10 protein-coding genes are annotated in these 14564 nt (G+C 73.6%); 4 read left to right on the top strand and 6 right to left on the bottom strand.

Features of this window, described 5'->3' with window-relative positions; genetic code table 11:
• Window positions 1–89 precede the first annotated feature (89 nt).
• Entirely contained in the window at window positions 90–2099 is a 2010-nt protein-coding gene (locus AC07FY_RS14755) for an RICIN domain-containing protein (protein ID WP_479005521.1), read from the bottom strand.
• A gap of 445 nt (window positions 2100–2544) precedes the next feature.
• Here AC07FY_RS14755 and AC07FY_RS14750 point away from each other — a divergent pair, with 445 nt between their 5' ends.
• Complete coding sequence (locus tag AC07FY_RS14750) at window positions 2545–2928, top strand: MazG-like family protein (RefSeq protein WP_479005520.1); 384 nt, start codon at window positions 2545–2547, stop codon at window positions 2926–2928.
• Window positions 2929–3070: 142 nt separating this feature from the next.
• The gene (locus tag AC07FY_RS14745) at window positions 3071–6334 is read left to right on the top strand and encodes an amidohydrolase family protein (protein ID WP_479006318.1); all 3264 of its coding nucleotides are present in this window, start codon (window positions 3071–3073) and stop codon (window positions 6332–6334) included.
• Here the strand turns inward: AC07FY_RS14745 and AC07FY_RS14740 are convergent.
• Both AC07FY_RS14740 and AC07FY_RS14735 read right to left on the bottom strand, forming a co-directional pair.
• Window positions 6331–7104, bottom strand: a complete 774-nt coding sequence (locus AC07FY_RS14740) for an SGNH/GDSL hydrolase family protein (RefSeq protein WP_479005517.1) — start codon at window positions 7102–7104, stop codon at window positions 6331–6333. The two genes, AC07FY_RS14745 and AC07FY_RS14740, sit on opposite strands and share 4 nt — an antisense overlap.
• A complete protein-coding gene (locus tag AC07FY_RS14735; RefSeq protein WP_479005514.1) occupies window positions 7101–7676 on the bottom strand; it encodes a PadR family transcriptional regulator in 576 nt (191 codons plus the stop codon). Before AC07FY_RS14735 ends, AC07FY_RS14740 begins: the two co-directional genes overlap by 4 nt.
• A gap of 87 nt (window positions 7677–7763) precedes the next feature.
• Here AC07FY_RS14735 and AC07FY_RS14730 point away from each other — a divergent pair, with 87 nt between their 5' ends.
• On the top strand, window positions 7764–8192 hold the full coding sequence (locus AC07FY_RS14730) for a nuclear transport factor 2 family protein (RefSeq protein ID WP_479005512.1): 429 nt from the start codon (window positions 7764–7766) through the stop codon (window positions 8190–8192).
• A 38-nt stretch (window positions 8193–8230) separates the two neighbouring features.
• On the opposite strand, the gene AC07FY_RS14725 is transcribed toward AC07FY_RS14730, so the two are convergent.
• Window positions 8231–8410 carry a hypothetical protein gene (locus AC07FY_RS14725; RefSeq protein WP_479005510.1) on the bottom strand — a complete coding sequence of 60 codons (180 nt, stop codon included), beginning with the start codon at window positions 8408–8410 and terminating at the stop codon, window positions 8231–8233.
• A gap of 203 nt (window positions 8411–8613) precedes the next feature.
• Here AC07FY_RS14725 and AC07FY_RS14720 point away from each other — a divergent pair, with 203 nt between their 5' ends.
• Complete coding sequence (locus AC07FY_RS14720) at window positions 8614–9399, top strand: 3-hydroxybutyrate dehydrogenase (RefSeq protein WP_479005508.1); 786 nt, start codon at window positions 8614–8616, stop codon at window positions 9397–9399.
• A 35-nt stretch (window positions 9400–9434) separates the two neighbouring features.
• Here AC07FY_RS14720 and AC07FY_RS14715 read toward each other — a convergent pair whose 3' ends face one another.
• Both AC07FY_RS14715 and AC07FY_RS14710 read right to left on the bottom strand, forming a co-directional pair.
• On the bottom strand, window positions 9435–10466 hold the full coding sequence (locus AC07FY_RS14715; RefSeq protein WP_479005505.1) for a helix-turn-helix domain-containing protein: 1032 nt from the start codon (window positions 10464–10466) through the stop codon (window positions 9435–9437).
• Window positions 10467–10603: 137 nt separating this feature from the next.
• A complete protein-coding gene (locus tag AC07FY_RS14710; protein WP_479005504.1) occupies window positions 10604–14338 on the bottom strand; it encodes a S8 family peptidase in 3735 nt (1244 codons plus the stop codon).
• Window positions 14339–14564: the final 226 nt, after the last annotated feature.

The following is a 14564-nucleotide window of genomic DNA, read 5'->3' as shown; positions in this document are numbered from 1 at the left end:
GGGGCCGCCCGCCGGGGGAGGGGCCGTCGGCCGACGGGGCGGTCGCGGACCACCCCGTCGGCCGGACGGCCGCCCGGACTGCCGGTCGGTCAGCCGGTCTTCTGGACGGTCCACGCCTGCGCGGCGCGGCCGTCCGCCCGCTGCAGGTCGAGCAGCCAGTTCCCGTAGTAGGGGCGGCTGCTCACGGTCAGGGCGAAACCGCCGCTCGGGTCGGTGACGGTGACCGCGCCGCCGCGCGACGCGAGCTTCCAGGTCTGCGCCCCGTTCGCGCCGCAGGTCTGCTGGGCGACCCACATGCCCGCGGCGGGAGCGCCGCCCGGCTGCAGGCACTTGCCGGAGACCGCGGACCGGATGCGGACCAGCCCACCGCCCGCGTCGTCGAAGTACCACTGCTGCTGGGCGTATCCGTTGGCCCGGGCGCCCACGAGCACGGTGCCGTCCGCGCTGCGGCCGCCCCACACCTCGGCGTTCATGCCCGTACTGCCGTTGCCGAGCAGGTACCTGGAGCCGGGGGTGGTCGCGCCGCCGCCCGCGCCCGTCGTACGGAAGGAGGCTGCCTTGCCCGGGCCGCTGTCGCGGCCGGAGGCGTCACGGACCGAGACGGCGACCGAGTACGCGGTGTTCGGCTGGAGGTTGTAGATGCGCAGCGCCTGGGACTGCACCCAGGCCAGGTGCTTCCCGCCCAGCATGACCTGGTACCAGGCGGCCCCCTCCACCTTGGGCCAGCTGACCACCACGGAGTCGGACTGGATCTGCGCTGCCGTCACCGCGGGGCCGCCGGTGGGCTTCTTCGTCGGCGTCGGCGTGGGCTTCTTGGTGGGGGTCGGGTTCGGGTTCGGGCCCGGATCGGTGCCGTCCCCGCCCTTGGCACGCATCAGGAACTGGTTGTCGGCGATGTTCCAGTGCGTGGCGAGGTAGCTGCCCGCCTTGGGGCTGGTGTGGAAGTAGTCGTCGTGGTTGCAGTCCAGGATGTTCTCGGACGCCTGGCTGGTGCAGATGTTGCGCATCTGCGGGTAGTACGGCGTGTCCGAGTAGCACATGACGTCGAACTCGTCGGTGCAGTGCGCGCCGCGGCTGGTGTTGGGTGCGCTGTTGTTGACCGCGCCCAGGTTGTGGCCCAGTTCGTGCGCGGCGGTGTGCCCGCCCCAGCATCCGGAGTCCGTACGGCCGTAGGAGGGGCCGAAGTTGCTCAGGTTGGCCTGGCCGGGACGCTCGTCGCCGTTGAAGGTGCCGATGCCGCAGTAGACCTGGCTGTCGGCGAAGATCATGTACTTGCGGTCGCGGCGGTCGAGGCCCTTGGCGGCGAGCGCGGCGTTGGTCGCGCTGAACTCGGCCAGCGCCGAGGCGGGGAGTTCGATGTTGAGCACCGTGGGGGTGCAGTCGGCGTTCGTCACGTAGCGGATGTGCCGGACCCCGCCGGTCTCCTTGGCGCTCGCCGCGTAGATGAGGTCGGCATCGGCCGCCCACTTGCGGAACGAGGCGACGTACTCGGAGTAGCGGTCGCGGCCGGGAGCGTGGACGTAGACCACCTGGACCCGGTTGCCGGTGCTGCCGTCGCCGTCGCACTGGACGGTCTGGCCCGCGGGGCCTGCGGCGACGGTCTGGCCGCCGGCGGCCGGGGCGGCCGGGGCCGGCGCCTTCGCGGACGTGGAGGTCGCATCGGCGGCGGGCGCGTCCTGAGGACGCCCGCCGCCTTCCGTGGTCGCCGGGTCGTCGCTCGCGGGGCGGGCCGGGTCGGCCGCGGGAGCCGAGGCCTTGACGGCGGGCGCGACGTCCTTGGTGATGTCGACGCCCTTGGGCGGGGCGTCGGGGCCGTGGGTGCAGTGGCCGGCGCCGGTGCGGTAGACGCCGACGCAGCGGTCGCCCTTCGGGGCGGCCGCCAGGCCGTCGTAGACCATGCCGCGCGCCGTCTCGTTGGCCGGCGCGGTCGCGATGGGCTCCGGTTCCTGGTCGCGGGCGGGTGCGGCCGCCGGCGCCGCGACGTCCGCCGCGGAGGCCTCGGCGGGGGCCGCGGCCTGGGCCCCGTCGCCGACGCCGGAGTACGCGATGCCTCCGGCGATCACCGCCGCCGTGGCCGCGGCGGCGGTGAGGAGTATCAACCGCCGCGGTTTGCGCCGGTGTTCGGACCGTCTGCGTCGTCCTGTCATGGGCACCTCAAATGAAGAGCGGAACACTGGGTGCGCGGAAGCCTGCCAGACGAATGCGCCGGAGAATTCGGACAAAGAGGAGCCCGCCTCGAGAAATCTTTCCGTTACCTGTCGATTGAATTTGACGAACCATCAACTAGCCGCGCTCAGAGGGCAGTTGTGTACGTGGAGGGTGATTGGTCCAGGCCATTCAGAGCCAGTCGTTATCATATCGAGATATGAAGTGGAGGCTTGTTGACGGGAATTCAGTCAGGTATTCACCTAATAACTACCTCTCGAATTGCCTCCGTTACGACCCGTGAGGAACCGGCCGCATCCCCCCGCTAGCCGCCGACAACGGGACAATCGGTGCCCCGGCCGCACGGCCGGCTCCCGGCCCGACCCACGGAGGTACGACGTGCACCCCGAGACCGAACCACTCGCCGCATGGGCCACGATCGGCGCGCTGGCCGCCCGCTTCGACGCCTGCGACGCCGAGCGCGGGCTGCGGCCCGAGGAGAGCCACCTGCTGCAGGTACTGAAGATCGGCGAGGAGTTCGGCGAGGCGGCCCAGGCGGTCATCGGCGCCAAGGGCGCCAACCCGCGCAAGGGGCACTCCCACAGCTGGCAGGACGTCCACGACGAGGTCTGCGACGTCGTCATCACGGGCATGGTCGCCCTGGCCCGCATGCGCCCCGACGCCGCCGCGTACTTCGCCGGGCAGCTGGCCCGGAAGGCGGCCGTCTTCCTGCCCGACCGGGGCGCGCCGCCGCCCCCGCAGGACCCGCCGCTCCCGCGGTGACCTCCATCGCGCTCCCGCGCTGCCCTCCGCGGTTCCCGGACGGCCGCACCGGCGGGCCGTTGCCGCGGCGGGGGCGTGATCGTTTGAGTGGCTGACGCATGGCCGGAGGGTCATCGACCGATACGTGAGGCGGGTGACCGGTATGCGGATGGCGCGCAGGACGGTGCTACGGGCGGCTTCGGCCGGCGCGCTGACGGCGCTGGCGGACAGCATCCCGGCGGCGCCGGAGGACAGCACCCCGGTGGCAGCACAGGCCGGCCTCGGGCCGGGGGAGGGGGCCGGGCCCCGGCGCGGTCCCGGGCCCGGCGCCGGCGATCCGGTCCGGCTGCGCTTCACCCGCGCCACCAACGGGGCGGCCACCGCCACCGCCGCCTGCGACCGCGTCGTCGCCGAGGTCCAGAGCATCCTCTGGTCCCTCCCCGCGGACGGCGCGCCCGCGACCCGGCTCACCCCGCCCGACCTGGAACCCTGCCGTCCCGTCCTCTCGCCGGACGGCCGCCGGGTGGCGATGAGCGCCTACCGCGGCGGCACCTTCCACATCTGGGTGATGCGCGTCGACGGGACGGATCTGCGCCCCCTCACCCACGGCCCGTTCGACCACCGCGCCCCGGCCTGGTCCCCCGACGGCCGCACCCTGGCCTTCTGCTCGGAGCGCGGCGGCGACCCGGTGGCGGGCAGCCCGTACCGGATCTGGACGGTCTCCGTCGGCGACGGCCGCCTGCGCCGTCTGACGGGCCTGCCGGGGCAGCGCGGCCCCGGCCAGGAAGGCGCGTGGGAGGACTTCGACCCCACCTGGTCGCCGGACGGCTCCCGCGTGCTGTTCGTCCGCGGCACGCCCACCGGGGACACCCTGACCGCCCGGACCCTGGCCTCCGTCCCCGCCGACGGGCGCGGCCCCGTACGGACCGAACACACCATCGGCGAGGGCGGTCTGCGCACCCCGGCGCTCTCCCCGGCCGGGCGGACCTCGTGGCTCTGCGCCACCCCCGGCCCCCGCAAGGCCGAGGAGTTCGGCCTGTACGTGGACGGCCGCCCGGTCGGCCTCGACGGGGACCTCGCGCCCGCGCCCCCGCGCTGGATCGGCGACGACCGGCTGCTGGTCACCCTCGACGGCCGGTTCCGCGTCCTCGACCCCGACCGCGACACCACCGGCCGGGTGATCCCCCTCGACGCCACCCTCGACGTGCCCCGCCCCCGGCGCCGGTTCAAAGAACACGTCCTGGAGGCCGAACGCACCCTCCCGGTACGCGGGATCCATCTCCCGTGCCTGTCGCCCGACGGGCGCAGCGTGGCCTTCGCCGCACTCAACGCGCTGTGGGTCGCGCCCGTCACCGGCGGCGCGCCGCGAAGGATCGTCCAGGCCCCCGCCACCGCCTACGTCCAGGGGCCGGTGTGGACCCCGGACGGCCGGGCCCTGGTCTACACGGACGACCGCGAGGGGCTGAACACCGTACGCCGGCGGGAATTGGACAGCGGCCGTGAGCGCGTCCTCGCACCGGGCGGCCGGGTCTACGGCGCCGTCTCACCCGACGGCCGACGGCTGGCGTGCCTGGACCTCGCCGGACGGCTCCTGGTCCGCGAGCTCGCGACCGGCACAGAGACCCCCCTGGTGGCCGCCCTCGGGGGCGGTGGCCTGCCCGGCCCGCCCAGCTGGTCGCCCGACGGGCGCCACGTCGCCCTGTGCGACCGCAACCGCCTCAGCCGCCGGTTCCGCGAGGGCTACAACCTCATCCGGATCGTCGACACCACCACCGGGGCCGCCCGTCTCCACGCGCTCGCCCCGCACGCCTCGCTCTCCGACCGCTACGCCTCCGGCCCCGTCTGGTCACCGGACGGCCGGTTCCTGGCCTGTGTCGGCGAATCGGCCCTGTGGCTGCTGCCCGTCGCCCCCGACGGCGCCCCCACCGGCCCGGCCCGCCGGCTCACCGCCGCGGACGAGCCCGCCGACCACCCCTCCTGGTCCGCCGACTCCCGCACCCTCCTCTACCAGTCCAGCGGCCGGCTGCGCCTGCTCGCCCTCGACGGCGCGGGCGCACCCGCCTCCGGCCCCCGGACGGTGCCGGTCACCCTCACCCACCGCCGGCCCGCCCCCGTCGACACCGTCGTGCACGCCGGACTGCTGTGGGACGCGACCGGCACGCCGCCCCGCGCCGACGCCGACATCCTGATCAGCGGCGGCCGGATCACCGCCGTCGAGCCCCACCGGCCCGGCCGCCGTACGGCGCGGTTCGTCGACGCCTCCACCGGCACGGTCCTGCCGGGCCTGTGGGACGCGCACGTCCATCCCTATCCGTACACCTACGGAGCCCGGCAGGGCGTGCTGCACCTCGCGTACGGGATCACCACCGCCGTCTCCCTCGGCGGCTCCGCCTACGAACAGGCCCGGCTGCGCGAGGACATCCGGGCCGGCCGGCTCACCGGGCCCCGGCTGCTGGCCGGGGGCGAACTCCTCGACGGCTCCCGGGTCGCCTACAGCATGGGGCGCGCCCACCGCACCCGCGAGGGGTTCGCCCGCTCCCTGGCCAGGGCCGAGGCGCTGGACTGGGACGTCGTCAAGACCTATGTCCGCGCCCCGTACGCGTTCATGGAGCAAGCCGCCCGGTTCGCCCACGACCGGCTCGGTGTGCCGGCCGGCTCCCATCTGTGCGCCCCCGGGGTGCAGGCCGGCCAGGACCTGACCACGCATCTGGTGGCGACCGAGCGCGCCGAGTACGGCCACGGCGCCACCCCGCTGGGCCACACCTACCAGGACACCCTGGAGGTCTACACCCGCGGCGGCTTCGACCTCATCGCCACGCCCTTCACGGCCCTGCCGCTGCTCGGCGCCGACCCCGGGCTCGCCGCGGACCCCCGGGTGGCCGCCCTGATGCCGCCCTGGGACGTGGAGGCCGTCCGGGCCGCCGCCGCCCGGCCGCCGACCGCGGCGGAGAGCGCGGCCCTGGAGCGGGAAGTGGCCACTTACCGGAGGGTCCTGGCGGGCGGCGGCCGCCTGGCGCTGGGCACCGACGCCCCGCTCACCCCGGTCGGCCTGCACCTGCATCTGGCGCTGCGCGCGCTGCACCGGTACGGCATGTCCGCGGCGCAGGCACTGACCACCGTCACCCGTACCCCGGCCCGCGTCTTCGGCGTCGCCGACCACCTCGGCACAGTGGAGGCCGGTCGGATCGCCGACCTCACCCTGGTGGACGGCGATCCCTTCTCCGACTTCGCCGACCTGGTCCGCGTACGGGCGACCGTGCGCGGCGGCACCGTCCACGAACGCGGCGCGCTGGAGCGGGCCTTCACCGCGCCGGCCGTCGCCGGCGGGCGCCGCGATCCCGCCCCGCCCGCCGAGCAGTGGCGCGCCGTCCTGGACCAGATGCTCCGCGACGGCTGCTGCACCGACCCCGGCCGGTCCACGCACTAGGGCAGGGGCAGGAGTTCGGGGCGTTTCGCGGTGCGGCCGTCGCCGGAGGACCGGCCGCGCAGGCGGCGGCCGAGCCACGGACCGAGGAAGCCGGCCGCCCAGCGCAGTTCGGCCTCGGCGGCCCGCAGCCGGCCGGGCAGGGCCCGCGGTGGCAGCGGGAGCGTCCAGGAGTCGTCGCTGCCCGGCAGGCCGACGGCCTGGGCCAGGGCGGCGGCGATCCGCGCGTGGCCGAGGGGGCTGACGTGGAGGCGGTCCGCCGTCCACAGCCGCGGGTCGGTGGCGACGGGCTGCGCCGCGATCTCCGCGACGGTGACCCCGTGCCGGGCGGCCGCGGCGCGGACGCGGTCGTTGAGGTCGGCCAGCCGGGGGGCCAGCGGCCGGGCCAGGGGTGCGATCGCCGTCAGGTCGGGGACGGTGACCGTCAGCACCCGGGCCCCGGCCGCCGTGAAGGCCGCGAACATCTCCTCGACGTGCCCGGCCACCTCCTCGGCGTCGAACCGGGGCCGGAGCAGATCGTTGACCCCGGCGACGACGGTGACCAGGTCCGGGCGCAGGGCCAGGGCGGGCGCCAGCTGCTCGGCGCGGATCTGGCCGGCCAGGCGCCCGCGTACGGCGAGGTTGGCGTAACGCAGGCCGGGACCGGCCGCCGCGAGGTGTTCGGCGAACCGGTCGGCGAACCCCCGCAGTCCGGTGGTGTCGTCGCCGTCGCCGATCCCCTCGGTCTGGCTGTCGCCCAGGGCGACGTACCGCCGATAGGTGCCGTTCGTCATGCGTGGCCGTCCTCTCCCCGGGTCAGTCTTTCCTTCAGGACGGCCGCGGTCCGCAGGCACCACGCGCGGTGGCCCTGCTCGAAGGCCACCCCGCGCAGGCACGTCAGGTATCCGCCGATCCATTCGCCGCGTCGCAGGAACTCCTCCTCGTCCGCGTCGCCGCGCATCTGCCGGAGCAGGTTCTGGAGCAGCTCGATCTTCGCCTCGGCGGCGGCCGCCCGCGCTTCGAGCTGCTCGATCACCGGCCGGGTGCCGACGCGGTCGGCGTTCTGCACCTTGACCAGCAGATCGTCCCGGATGACCGAGGGCTTCGCCTCGGCCTCGGCGAACTCCTCCAGCGCGGCACGACCGGTGTCGGTGACGTGGAAGAGGCGCTTGTTGGGCCGGGTCTCCTGGACCACCTGGCGGCCGGCCACCAGACCCTCGCGCTCCAGCTTGGCGAGCTCCGCGTACACCTGCTGGGGCAGTGCGTGCCAGAAGTTCGCGACGCTGATGTCGAACACCTTGGCCAACTGGTAGCCGCTGTACTCGCCGTCGAGCAGTGCCGCCAGTACGGCATGCCGCAAAGCCATCGCCGCAACCCCTTCCCCCGCCTCGTCCGTGCGGTGCATCATACTCAAGAAACTGACTAGTCACATTCTTGAGTATGAGGAGGGGTCATGGAGACTGCCGAACGCTTCCGCGCAGCCGTGGAGAAGCGCGACCTGACCGTGCTGGACGAGCTGTTCACCGACGACGTCCGGCTCTACAGCCCGGTGAAGTTCACCCCGTTCGAGGGCAAGCCGATGGTGCTGGGACTCTTCGGCGTCCTGCTGCGCGTATTCGAGGACATCCGCTACGTCGGCCGACTCGACGGCGCGGCCGAGACGAGTGCCGACGGCGCCGAGGCTCCCTCGGTGATCCTGCCCTTCCGGGCGGTGGTGGACGGCAAGCAGATCCACGGGATCGACCTGCTCCAGCTCGACGGGACGGGCCGGATCAAGGAGTTCACCGTGATGGTCCGTCCCCTGTCCGCCGTGCAGGCGCTGGGCCGCGCGGTCCTGGCCGGTCTGGTCGCCGACGGCCTCGCTCCCGACCCCGCCGCCTGACCGGCTCGGACGGCCGGACGGCCGGACGGTCGGACCGGCTAGGGGCGCTTCTCGGCGTCGGCGAGGATGAGGTCGGCGGCGTAGTGCGGGCAGGCGGCCGTGTGCCAGGTCACCGACAGCGAGTCCGCCACGGCGCTCAGGGTCCGCGCGACCCCCTCCTTGTCGGTGGCCCGGCAGTAAGGGCAGACAACGGTCTGGGGTCGCAGAAAATCGAGCATGGTCACGTCCTTCCCGCGGGCCGTGTGCGCACGGACTGGTCCAGAAGTATCAAATTCCGGCGCCATCGCGTCGCGATACCCGCCGGTACGTCCAAACCGTTCTGATCGGGGGCGCACCCGATGCCCGCCGACACAGGCGCGGGGGCGAATGTGGTGGCTGCACACATGGGAGCGGCCCCCTGCCGTCGCCCATGATTCCCGCCATGACGAGCGGAATCACTCCCGCGTTCGACGGGACAGCAAGGGCCGACCTGACGGGCCGCACCGCCCTGGTGACGGGGTCCGGCAGCGGGATCGGACGCGCCTGTGCCACGGCCCTCGCCGCGGCCGGGGCCCGGGTCCACGTCGTGGACATCGACGCCGAAGCGGCCCTCTCCGTGGCCCGGCGGATCGGAGGCACCCCGCACGTGGTGGACCTGGCCCGGGCCACCCTGGTGGAGGGGCTGCCGGCCGACATCGACATCCTGGTCAACAACGCCGGTCTGCAGCACGTCGCGCCGCTCACCGAGTTCCCCCCGGACCGGTTCGAGTTGATCCAGAGGGTGATGGTGCACGCGCCCTTCCTGCTGCTGCGCCGGACACTGCCGCACATGCGGGAACGCGGCTGGGGCCGGATCGTCAACATCTCCAGCGTCCACGGCCTGCGGGCCAGCGCGTTCAAGGCCGGGTACGTGACGGCGAAGCACGCCCTGGAGGGGCTGAGCAAGGTCGCCGCCCTCGAAGGGGCGCCGCACGGGATCACCAGCAACTGCGTGAGTCCGGGCTACGTGCGCACGCCCCTGGTGGAGCGGCAGATCGAGGCCCAGGCCGCCGCCCACGGGCTCGACGCCGACCAGGTGGTCGAAGAGGTCATGCTCAGCCGTCCCGCCGTGAAACGGCTCATCGAGCCGGAGGAGGTCGCCGCCGTCGCCGTCTGGCTCTGCGGCCCCCACACCGGTTATCTGACCGGAGCCTCGATCCCCTTGGACGGCGGCTGGACCGCCGCCTGAGACACCGCCCGGCGCGGGCCCCGCGGCGCCGGGCGTCAGCCCTGCCCGAGCGGGAGCGCGGCTCCCTCGCGGACGGACGGGTGTTCCACCCAGCCGCTGCGCACCGCGTGGGCACCGAGCTGCAGCCGGGTCCGGACTCCGGCCACGTCCATGAGACGGCGCAGACGCCGGTGCAGGGTGCGCGCCGACAGGCCGAGTTGGGCGGCGGCCGTCTGGTCCGTCAGGCCCGCCAGGAGCAGCGCGAGGATCCTGCGGTCGGTCTCCGTCGGGCCGTCCGGGCCCGCCTCCACGGCGGCTGCCGTCTCGCCACCCGTGTCCGACAGCTCGAGCGGGCGGGCGGCACGCCACACCGTCTCGAACAGCGCGTCCAGCGCGTCCAGCAGACCGCTGCGGTGCAGCAGTACGGCGCCGGGATCTCCCGCCGGTGTGACCGCGAGCGGGACCAGCCCGAGGTCGGCGTCGGCCAGTACCAGTTTCATCGGCAGGTGGTCGGTGACGCGCAATTGCACCCCGTTGCGCAGGGAGTCGACGGCGTCGCGGACGATCCCCGGCTCCGCCAGTACCGTGCGGTCCAGTACGGCACGGAAGACCACGCCCCGGTCGAGGGCCCGGGGCTCGGCCGTGTTCTCGTCGGGAGGCAGCGCGACGAACGGTGCGGTGATGAAGGAGCGGACCTGCGTCCGGGCCGCCTGCTGCACCTGCAGGAAGCGATGGCGGATGGCGTCGACGCCCGTCACCACCTCGATCAGGTCGCTGATGCTGGCCCCCGTCACCGCGGCCCGGTGCTCCTCGGCGAAGGTCACCAGCGCCTGTTCGGCCAGGCGCAAGCCGTCCCGGCGCTGGCTGATGAGAGCGCCGAGCGCCATCGCCGGCGGCGCGGCGGTGAACCGCTCGTTTGGGGACCTGGTGGCCAGTCCCCACTCGGCCAGCCGGGACAGCGCCGTGTCGGTGCGGGCCTGCGGCAGGGTGAGCAGCTCGGCGAGCAGGGCCGCGGTGGAGTCCGGCCGTCCGAGGAGCGCCCGGTAGACGCGCTCGTCGTCGGGTTCGAGGCCCAGAACATCCAGCATCCGCGATCGACTCTCTTCCGCTTGGCGCAGCGGGGAGAGTATGCGCCATGGCGGCAGACCTTGAATAGTCCCTGGTGGGAGATGGTGCGAGGGGAAGGGCCCCGGTGCGTCGCCGCGCCGGGGCCCGACAGTCCGGTTCATCGCAGGCCGTACGCCCGGATGATTTCGTTCTGCACGCTGTAGCCGTTGTCCGCCTTCGCGCCGGCGCGCAGCGAGAGGAACCCGCCGGGCTTCTTGGCCGTCCGGAACGAGCCCGTCCAGGAGCCGCCGGCGCCCCGGGTGAGATCCACCCGCTGCCAGTGGGCGCCGTCGTCGTAACTGACGTCCAGGGCCACCGCGGTGACGTTGCCGGGCACCTTTCCGAGATCCGACGACACCGGCGTGAGGGTGATCCGCTGGTGGGCGTTGGCCGCGAGGTCGCCGTGCAGGTCGGACTCGAGCGCGTAGTCGAGGTTCAGCACCGAGAACGGCCGGAAGGAGTCCGCATCGACGGTGTCGGACACGAAGGTCCACTCGGTGTGGGTGCGGGTCGACAGCCGGAAGGCGTCGCCGGGTCGCTCGACGTCGAGGACGGTGCGGTAGGGCAGTTTGCCGGCCGGCACCTCCACCCACTGCATGTCGCCGCCGACGGGGTTGTCGTGGATCAGCGTGTCACCCTGGAAGACCCGGAGGTGGGAGGGCGTCTGACCCCACGGCAGGTAACCGCCGAGCCGCATGGCGGAACTGGCGGAACTCCACGCCTGCACGTTCCAGGTCATGACGTTCTGCCAGCGGGAGTTGTACACCCCGAAGGACTCGCTCTGGGCGGGCCGGGTCGCTGGAGCGAACCAGTCCAGCCGGGTGGTGCTCCCCTTGGCGTACGTGTTGTCGCCCGACACCATCGACCACGGCAGGGGCCCGCCGACGTCCTGCGTGTGGAATTCCCTCCAGACCTGCCCCGGAGTCACCCACTCGGTGCGGGTGCCCGGGTGCCACTCGCGGTCGGGGAAGTTGAACGACGGGTTGAGGGTGAAGTCCGACCGGTAGCCCTCGGCCGCGCGGCCGCCCGCCGCCGCGTAGTAGCGGGCGTCGATCCGGGCGAGGTCCTGCTGGGTCGGCTTGTAGACGAGCGCCCGGTCCGGCACCCGGCCGGGGTAGTCCCGGGTGAGGTCGTACACGTACGGCGTGTGCTCGCTCTGCTTCACAGTCAGCTTGTGCGTGCGCTCCTTGGCCAGCGCGACCAGGGCCCGGCCCGCGTCGCGGTGCACGGTGGCGACCGGGACGGCCGACTCGCCGACGTACTCCACCAGGGCGCCGACCCCGTCGTTGACGACGACGAGCACCTTCGCGCCGGCCTTGACCGCGGCCTCGGCGCGCTCCTGGGGCGAGACCGCGTCGCTGCGTTCGACCACGGCGACCTTCCCCTTGGCGCCGGCGCGTTCGTACGAGGCCGCCGTGCCGTCCCCGGCGTAGACGACGCCCAGGGTGTCCGTGGAGGTGTCCAGGGCGCTGCCCGCCTGCACCAGCGTCTCGAACCGGAGCCGGCCGTTCGGCGTGCTCAGGCCGAGTTGCGGCTCACCCTTGCGCCAGCGGGTGACGAGCGTGAACTCGCCCTGGCGCATGGGCTCCGTCGGGGCGACGTACACGTCGTCGTACGCCGGGGGCAGCACGTACGCACTGCGGTAGTCCCAGAAGGAGTCGAAGCCCCGGTAGCCGACGTTGAAGTCGACCTTGCGCTGACGGTCCTCGGTGAGCTGCGGCGCCTCGGTCTCCAGGAGGCGTGCCTTGCTCGCGTCCAGCACCACGTCGCCCGGGCCCGGCCCGAGCACCGTCTCGGGGTCGACCAGCACGGCCAGTCCGGAGCGGTCCGCCTTCTCGCCCGCGACGTCGAGGTAGCCCGCGACGGTGTAGAGGCCGGGGGGCATGCGCAGAGTGGTCGAGCCCTCGACGTGCACCGACCACGGCCACGCGTCGCCGGCCAGGTTGATGCCGACCCGGCCCGAGGCGGGCCTGCCGTCCTTGCCGACCAGCTTGATGTTCAGGTCGTAGCGCTCCTCCTCCTTGAGCAGGGCCACCGACGTGCGGGCCACCGGCTGCCCGGTCGCCGCGTCGGTGGCCGTCACGTGGCCGACGTGCCGTCCGGGCGAGGCGGCCCGGGGGTCACCGGTCACCGGGACGGTGGCCGTGCCGCCCGCGGGCACGGTCACTGTGGCTGCTCCGAGGGTGACCGCCCCGCCGGCGCCGGACAGCGCCAGGTTCAGCGTGGTGGCGGCGGAGCCGGTGTTGGTGAAGGCCAGGTCCTTGGTGACGGCGACGTCATCGGGCTGGTGCGGCCAGGTGTGGTTGCCGAAGAACAGCGATCCGGTGGCCCGGACCGCGGTGCGCACGGCGGCGGCCACGTCGAGACGGCCGGTGCCGACCTCGTACGGCGAGTACCCGTCCTCCAGGTCCTTGGCGGTGCTGGTCAGGTGCTCCTTCAGCTGCGCACCGGTCCACTGCGGGTGCCGCTGCGCCAGGATCGCCGCCGCGCCCGCCACGTGCGGGGTGGCCATCGAGGTGCCGCTCAGGGCCTGGTACGCGGCCCCGCCACCGCCGGCGATCTCCTGCGACCGGGCGGCGGTGATGTCGACGCCCGGCGCCGCGATGTCCGGCTTCATGCCGCCGGAGCCGGCCAGCGGGCCGGTGCTGGAGAACGGCGCGAGCCGGTCCTGCTTGTCCGTGGCCGCCACCGTCAGCGCCGACGCGGCGGCGCCCGGGGCGGAGATGGTCTCCGGCCCCGCGTTGCCGGCGGCTATGACGAACAGCGTGCCGTACTGCGCGGACAGCGCGTCGACCAGCTGCGACATCGGGTCGCTGCCGTCCGTCGGATAGGAGTTGCCCAGGCTCATGTTGACCACGTCCGCTCCGGACTCGGCCGCCCACTGCATGCCGGCCATGACCCAGGAGTCCTGGCCGGAGCCCTCCGCGCCGCCGAGCACCTTGCCCACGTACAGGTCGGCACCGGGGGCGACCCCCTTGTTCGCGCCGCCCGAGGCGGCGCCCGAACCGACGATCGTGCCGGCCACGTGCGTACCGTGCCCGTTGACGTCGGTGACGGCCTCGCCCGGCACGAAGCTCGCGGCGCCGTCGATCAGGCCGCCGAAGTCGGGGTGGTTGACGTCGATGCCCGTGTCGAGCACCGCGACCTTCACGCCCTTGCCGGTGTAGCCGGCCGCCCAGGCGTCGGTCGCGCCCACCAGCGGCACGCTCTCCTTGAGCTCGGCCTTCACCCGGCCGTCGAGCCACAGCTTCTCGACGTCCGCCCCGAGCGCGGTACCGCCCTTCGGCGCGAGGGACGTCCAGAAGGCGCGGGCCTGCCGCTTGTCGGTGCTGAGCACCGCGCCCCGGATGCCCTTGAGCCTGCCGGTCAGTCGGCTGCCCGACGGGGCCTGAGGCTCGGCGGACGTACGGGACTTCGCACCGCCGTACGTCGCGATCAGCGGTACCGCGGCCGACTTCGCGTCGTCGTAGCCCATCTCGATCAGGTCGGTGACGTTGAACAGCCGCCGGTCCAGCCGGTCCGTCCCCAGCAGCGCCGCCGCCTCGTCCGGGATGACGAGGAGGTCGCCCCCGACCTCCTGGAGTTTCACGCCGCCGAGGGCGTCGTCCGGCCGGTGGACATCGGCGATCTGCTTGCCGTCGGCCGTCGTGGTGACCGTGACGACATCACCGGTGACCAGGGTGACCTTGTGGGTCGCCGACGACTCGGCGGGGACGGAGGGCTTGACGGGAGCGGCTTGCGCGGGCGCTTGAACAACGGCGAGGGCCGACGCCAGCAGGGGCAGCGCGGTGGCCGCCGAGACGAACCGCCGGCGCCCGCGCCGGAAGGCGGAAGCATGAGAGGGGGAGTACATGCCATGGGTCTACCGACCGGTGGGAGCCGCCGGATAGGGCTCGCGACGGCAAGTCCTCGCCATGGCACATGTTTGCCAGCGGTGGACCGGGCGATGGGGGACGGCAGCGGCGCGGGGGGGGGGGGCACGCCACCCTCCCCCACACACCCAGGAAGGAAACAGGCGAAAGCAGAGGGGCCCTACCCCCCCGCAAGAACACCCCGAGCAAAAACACAAAAACAAAGAC

The sequence above is a fragment of the Streptomyces sp. NPDC045967 genome (genome assembly GCF_056430495.1).
Note: the sequence above shows the minus strand (reverse complement) of the source record. Positions and strands in the feature narration are given on the sequence as shown.

Bases quoted from the DNA above. Each gene is read 5' to 3' on its own strand.
- AC07FY_RS14720 (WP_479005508.1), top strand. From the start codon at position 8,614: ATGACGAGCGGAATCACTCCCGCGTTCGACGGGACAGCAAGGGCCGAC.
- AC07FY_RS14735 (WP_479005514.1), bottom strand. From the start codon at position 7,676: ATGGCTTTGCGGCATGCCGTACTGGCGGCACTGCTCGACGGCGAGTAC.
- AC07FY_RS14725 (WP_479005510.1), bottom strand. From the start codon at position 8,410: ATGCTCGATTTTCTGCGACCCCAGACCGTTGTCTGCCCTTACTGCCGG.
- AC07FY_RS14715 (WP_479005505.1), bottom strand. From the start codon at position 10,466: ATGCTGGATGTTCTGGGCCTCGAACCCGACGACGAGCGCGTCTACCGG.
- AC07FY_RS14745 (WP_479006318.1), top strand. From the start codon at position 3,071: ATGCGGATGGCGCGCAGGACGGTGCTACGGGCGGCTTCGGCCGGCGCG.
- AC07FY_RS14710 (WP_479005504.1), bottom strand. From the start codon at position 14,338: ATGTACTCCCCCTCTCATGCTTCCGCCTTCCGGCGCGGGCGCCGGCGG.
- AC07FY_RS14730 (WP_479005512.1), top strand. From the start codon at position 7,764: ATGGAGACTGCCGAACGCTTCCGCGCAGCCGTGGAGAAGCGCGACCTG.
- AC07FY_RS14740 (WP_479005517.1), bottom strand. From the start codon at position 7,104: ATGACGAACGGCACCTATCGGCGGTACGTCGCCCTGGGCGACAGCCAG.